At 69.1% G+C, this 4915-nt stretch carries 8 protein-coding genes; 2 read left to right on the top strand and 6 right to left on the bottom strand.

The window, feature by feature from the left end; genetic code table 11:
- The 5 genes from QH290_RS02685 to QH290_RS02665 form a co-directional block, all read right to left on the bottom strand.
- A partial coding sequence (locus QH290_RS02685; RefSeq protein WP_280381860.1) for a pirin family protein occupies positions 1–443 on the bottom strand: 443 nt, incomplete at its 3' end.
- Positions 444–453: 10 nt separating this feature from the next.
- The gene (locus QH290_RS02680) at positions 454–765 is read right to left on the bottom strand and encodes a GNAT family N-acetyltransferase (RefSeq protein WP_280267059.1); all 312 of its coding nucleotides are present in this window, start codon (positions 763–765) and stop codon (positions 454–456) included.
- A 5-nt stretch (positions 766–770) separates the two neighbouring features.
- Positions 771–1250, bottom strand: coding sequence for a carboxymuconolactone decarboxylase family protein (locus QH290_RS02675; RefSeq protein WP_280267058.1), 480 nt, complete (start codon positions 1248–1250; stop codon positions 771–773).
- A gap of 81 nt (positions 1251–1331) precedes the next feature.
- The gene (locus QH290_RS02670) at positions 1332–1763 is read right to left on the bottom strand and encodes a MerR family transcriptional regulator (RefSeq protein WP_280267057.1); all 432 of its coding nucleotides are present in this window, start codon (positions 1761–1763) and stop codon (positions 1332–1334) included.
- 74 nt (positions 1764–1837) lie between these two features.
- The gene (locus QH290_RS02665) at positions 1838–2206 is read right to left on the bottom strand and encodes a VOC family protein (RefSeq protein WP_280267056.1); all 369 of its coding nucleotides are present in this window, start codon (positions 2204–2206) and stop codon (positions 1838–1840) included.
- A 68-nt stretch (positions 2207–2274) separates the two neighbouring features.
- On the opposite strand from QH290_RS02665, the gene QH290_RS02660 reads away from it, so the two are divergent.
- Positions 2275–2475, top strand: coding sequence for a hypothetical protein (locus QH290_RS02660; RefSeq protein WP_068015244.1), 201 nt, complete (start codon positions 2275–2277; stop codon positions 2473–2475).
- A 6-nt stretch (positions 2476–2481) separates the two neighbouring features.
- On the opposite strand, the gene QH290_RS02655 is transcribed toward QH290_RS02660, so the two are convergent.
- Positions 2482–2973, bottom strand: coding sequence for a SixA phosphatase family protein (locus QH290_RS02655; RefSeq protein WP_280381859.1), 492 nt, complete (start codon positions 2971–2973; stop codon positions 2482–2484).
- 174 nt (positions 2974–3147) lie between these two features.
- On the opposite strand from QH290_RS02655, the gene QH290_RS02650 reads away from it, so the two are divergent.
- The gene (locus tag QH290_RS02650) at positions 3148–4815 is read left to right on the top strand and encodes an FAD-dependent oxidoreductase (RefSeq protein WP_280267054.1); all 1668 of its coding nucleotides are present in this window, start codon (positions 3148–3150) and stop codon (positions 4813–4815) included.
- The last annotated feature ends 100 nt before the right edge of the window (positions 4816–4915 follow it).

The raw sequence follows: 4915 nt of genomic DNA, 5'->3' as shown, positions 1-4915 counted from the left end.
GCGCTGCTGCGGCCCTCCCTCCCCCCCCCCAGGCGCCGGCCGGCGCGGGGGGCGGCCGGGGCCCCGCTGTACTCCGAATGCGCGATGCCGCGCCCCGACGTCATCAGGTTCAGCTGGCCGGGTTCGATCAGCACGTCGGAGCCGAGGCTGTCGCGATGCCGGATCCGGCCCTCGAACGGCCAGGTGACCGTCTGCAGCCCGATGTGCGGATGCGGGTCGATATCCGGGGGCAGTTCCGCGCTCGTGGCGGGGGAGCCGAAGTGGTCCAGGAAGCACCAGGCCCCGACCGTCGGCAGGTCGCGCTGCGGCAGCACGCGCTCCACGGTGACCCCGCGCACGCCGCCCAGCGGGACCACCCGCGCGGGATGGATGTCGGCGCGCGGACCCGGTGCGGGCGATGCCTCGCACAGTGCCTCGCCGGGATGAGCCTCGAGGTCACTCACGACCGAGTACTCACCGCTGAATGCCCTTGCCGACCACGTGCGCATCGTACTCCGGATGCTTGTCCAGCCAGCTCTTGACGAACGGGCACTTCGGCACGATGGCGCGGTCGCGGGCGATGACGTCGGTGATCGCTTCGCGGGCCAGGGTGCCGCCCAGGCCCTTGCCGCCGAATTCGCTGTCGACCTCGGTGTGGATGAACGTCGTATCGTTGTCGCGTTCCCGGTATTCGGCGAAACCGGCCAGCTTGTCGCCGTACCACACCTCGTAGCGGTGCTGTGCTTCGTTGCGGACGACCGCGGTGGTCAGCGCCTGCTCGGTCATGTGCCTCAGTTCTCCTTCCGCGCCCGCACCGGATGCCTGCTCAGGATCGATACGCGGTTGAACGCGCCCATCGTCGTCGCGGCCCAGATGACGACGGACACCTGGTCGTCCGACATGTGTTGCCGCGCAAGAGCATACTCACGCTCCATCGTCTGCTCATCGGGCAGCGTGGTGGTGAGTTCGGCCAGTGTCAGCGCGGCACGTTCCAGCGCGGTGAACAGGTCGGTGCGCCGCCACGCGGACAGCAGGTCGAGTTGCTGCCGGGTGGCTCCGGACTCCAGTGCCGAGCGGGTGTGCAGGTTCAGGCAGAACGGGCAGCCGTTGAGCTGGGAGACACGGACGTTGACCAGTTCGATGAGCCTGCGCTCCAGTCCGGCCGCGGCGCCGGCGGTGCGCACCGCCAGGGCCACGCTGTTGAGCGCGTGAAAGGGTTCGGGATTCTGCTTATCGATCCAGATGCGGGCATCGGCGGCGGGAGATTGCATATCGAAGGCATCGTAACCGTGGTGTGCACGGCCCGCGCCCGCTGTATGCCCGGTCACGGCCCGGTCGGGAGCGTGTTTCGGCTACGGCACAGTGGGCGCGATCAGGGCCGCGGTCCGGTCCTCGTACATCGTGATCTTGCGGTCCAGGACCGACAGGGTCTGCTGCAGTTCGTCGATGCGGTCCAGGACCTCGGCCCGGGTCTTGCGGAACATCTGCAGCCGCTGCGGCGTGGTCGCGTCGCCGGCCCGCACCAGTTCGGCGTAGTGCAGCATGTCGGCGACCGACATGCCGGTCAGCCGCAGGCAGCTGATCAGATGCAGCCAGGCCAGGTCGCGGTCGCTGAATCGGCGCTTACCGCCGGAGTCGCGGCCGACGTAGTCCATCAGGCCGATCCGCTCGTACCAGCGCAGCGTGTCCCTGCTCAGCCCGGACCGCTCGGCCGCCTCGCCGATCGAATACCGCGGCCGCTCGTACTCGGTCTCGTCGATGTCCGGTTGCGCGAGAACACCCATCGGTTCGCCTCCTGTCGTCCCCCCTTAGAAGGTACCGACCTGGAGTGCACTCCAAGCAAGCGGAACTTGTGAGCTCAGAACCGCTCCGGCAGCTCCTGCACCGCCCACTTGTTGCCGTCGGGGTCGGCGAAGTAGGTGAACAGGCCCCAGCCCTCGTCCTTGACCGGCGTGGCCTCCACTCCGGCGGCGACGAGCTGCCGATAGGCATCCTCGGCGCTGGCGACCACCATCTGCATGCCCTCGACGCTGCCGGGCGCCGCCTGGGTGATGTTCTTGCCGATGCAGATCGAACACCCGGATCCGGGCGGCGTGAGCTGCACGAAGCGGATGTCCTCGGTGGGGCTGGCGTCGTGATCGGCGTTGAAACCGATCTTGGTGTAGAAGTCCTTGGCGCGGTCCACGTCGGTGACGGGTAGTGCGACGAGCTCGATTTTCCAATCCATGCGAGAAGCCTCCCACCCAGCACCGACAGAAACCGCGAAACGGGGCGAATCGGCCTACTCTGGGAGCCATGGCCAAAGAGATCGACCGGCTCAGGGCCCGCTCGGCCCTGGAGACGGTCAAGGAAAATCCGGTGATCGCCGCGATCGCGGCGGTGCCGGTGCTCATCGTGCTCGGCGTCGTCTGGGCGCTGACGAACTGGTTCGTGGCGCTGCTGGTGCTCGTCCTGTTCGGCGCGGTCGTGGTGGTGCGGGGCAAGCTGGTCCGCTGACGGTGGTCAGCGGGGCACGTGGAATCGCACCAGGTCCCCGGTTCCCGGATCGGCGTCCGCCCAGGGCCGGTCGAACTCCAGCACGGCCAGCGCCGAGGTGGGGAACTTCCGGCTGAGTTCGGCGGCCGGTTCGGAGTCGCGGTTGGCGGCCAATTCCCAGGCCGTCCACGGCATTCCGGGCGCGTGCCCGATCAGTAGCACCGTCTGTAGCTCGTCGTCGGTGAGCTGCACGAGCTCGATCAGCGTGCGCGGCGACGCGTCGTAGATCGACGGCTCGAACACCACCGGGGCGGTGATCCCGGTGGCCGCCAGCGTCTCGCGGGTGCGCACCGCATCCGAGCAGCGCACCGCGTCGATCGGCGGCTGGGTCCTGCGCAGCCAGTCGCCGGCGAGGGCGGCCTCGCGACGCCCGCGCGGCGCCAGCGGCCGCTCGTGATCGATCACACCCGGCGGGTAGCTGGACTTGCCGTGCCGCATCAGGATCAGGGTCCGGACCATAGGCCTACCGTAGCTGTGTGTCGCACGACACCATCCTGAGCGGAGAGGCAGCTCACTCTCGAGGCACACTGATGGTGGCGTCACAATCTGGCCGACCGCCAACAGCCGTGACGCATGCCCGCCCCAACCCAGGGGCGGAGTACAGCCGATGATGTTTTCGAGGATCTGCGAGATATGGCCTATGTGATCACGCAGCGTTGTTGCAACGACGCCAGCTGCGTACCCGAGTGCCCGGTCGATTGCATTCGTCCCACTCCGGAGCAACCCGAGTTCGCGACGACCGAGCAGCTCTACATCGACCCCGACACCTGCATCGACTGCGGCGCCTGCGTGGATGCCTGTCCGGTGGAGGCCATCTTCTCCGAGGACGATCTGACCGCCACCCTGGCACGGTTCCGCGATATCAATGCCACCTACTTCGAGCGGCACCCGCTGGAGTCGAATTTCGATCCGCTGGTGACACCCTCGCGCCCGCCGAAGGAGCTGGGCACGCTGCGCGTCGCGATCGTCGGCGCGGGCCCCGCGGCCTGTTACGCGGCCGACGAGCTGCTGCGCCGCGCGGATGTCGAGGTGGAGATGTTCGACCGGCTGCCCACGCCCTGGGGCCTGGTTCGCGCGGGGGTGGCGCCGGACCATCCCGGCACCAAGACCGTGTCGGGCATGTTCGAGAGCGCCTTCCGCCGCGAGACGCTGCAGTACCACCTCAATGTCGAGGTGGGCAACCACATCTCGCACGAGGAACTGCTGTCGCACCACCACGCGGTGATCTACGCGGTCGGCGCGTCCACCGACCGCAAGCTGGGCGTGCCAGGCGAGGATCTGCCCGGCAGCCATTCCGCCACCGAGTTCGTGGCCTGGTACAACGGCCATCCCGACTACGCGCACCGCACCTTCGACCTGTCCGGCGAGCGCGCGGTCATCGTCGGCAACGGCAATGTGGCGCTCGACGTGGCGCGGGTGCTGACCCTGGATCCGGACGAGCTGGCCAAGACCGATATCGCCGACTACGCCCTGGACGCGTTGCGCGCCAGCAATATCCGCGAGGTCGTGGTGCTGGGGCGCCGGGGCCCGCTGCAGGCGGCCTACACCTCGCCGGAATTCCTCGCGCTGGGCTATCTGAAGGGCATCGATGTGATCATCGACCCGGCCGAGCTGGAGCTGGATCCGGAAAGCCGTGCGCTGCTGGACGATCCGGAGGTCGAACCCTCGCTGCAGCTGAAATATCAGCTGGCGCAGGAGTACGCGGCCAAGACGCCAGATCCGGCGAACAAGCGCATCGTGTTCCGCTATCTGGCCTCGCCGACCGCCGTCACCGGCGCCGACCTGGCCGAGGGCGTCGAATTCGCGCACAACGAATTGGTTTCCGAGGACGGCCGCCTGATCGCCCGCGCCACCGATCGCACCGAGACGCTGTCCGCCTCGCTGGTGCTGCGGTCCATCGGTTACCGCGGGGAACCGGTGGCGGAGCTGCCGTTCGACGATCGCTCGGGCACCGTGCCGAACGAGCACGGACGGGTCGTGGCCGAGGGCGCGCACCTGCCGGGCGTCTACGTCTCGGGGTGGATCAAGCGTGGCCCGCGCGGCGTCATCGGCTCCAACCGGGTCGATGCCCAGGAGACCGTCGAGCAGCTGATCGACGATTTCACCGCGGGCAAACTGGCGGCGCCGCAGGGCGATCGGGCCGCGCTGAAGGCCCTGCTCGCGCAGCGTCAGCCCGATCTGGTGGATCGCGAGGGCTGGAAGGCCATCGACACCGCGGAGCGCAGCGCCGGCAAGTCCGGCGGGCGGCCGCGGGTCAAGTTCACCACCCGCGACGATCTCCTGAAGGCCGCGCGCGGATAGGTCGGTGGGGGGGCCCCCCGGGGGGGGGGGCGCCGCGCGCCGCCCGCCCCCGCGCCGCGGCCGGGCGCGGGCGGGCTGGGTGGAGCGGCATCCGCATCTG

The organism is Nocardia wallacei, assembly GCF_029869545.1.
Taxonomy (GTDB): Bacteria; Actinomycetota; Actinomycetes; order Mycobacteriales; family Mycobacteriaceae; genus Nocardia; species Nocardia wallacei_A.
The sequence above is the reverse complement of the archived record's forward strand: the minus strand, read 5'-3'. Positions and strand labels throughout refer to the sequence as shown.

Coding starts and splice junctions, on each gene's coding strand:
- QH290_RS02680 (WP_280267059.1), bottom strand. CDS start 765: ATGACCGAGCAGGCGCTGACCACCGCGGTCGTCCGCAACGAAGCACAG.
- QH290_RS02675 (WP_280267058.1), bottom strand. CDS start 1,250: ATGCAATCTCCCGCCGCCGATGCCCGCATCTGGATCGATAAGCAGAAT.
- QH290_RS02670 (WP_280267057.1), bottom strand. CDS start 1,763: ATGGGTGTTCTCGCGCAACCGGACATCGACGAGACCGAGTACGAGCGG.
- QH290_RS02665 (WP_280267056.1), bottom strand. CDS start 2,206: ATGGATTGGAAAATCGAGCTCGTCGCACTACCCGTCACCGACGTGGAC.
- QH290_RS02660 (WP_068015244.1), top strand. CDS start 2,275: ATGGCCAAAGAGATCGACCGGCTCAGGGCCCGCTCGGCCCTGGAGACG.
- QH290_RS02655 (WP_280381859.1), bottom strand. CDS start 2,973: ATGGTCCGGACCCTGATCCTGATGCGGCACGGCAAGTCCAGCTACCCG.
- QH290_RS02650 (WP_280267054.1), top strand. CDS start 3,148: ATGGCCTATGTGATCACGCAGCGTTGTTGCAACGACGCCAGCTGCGTA.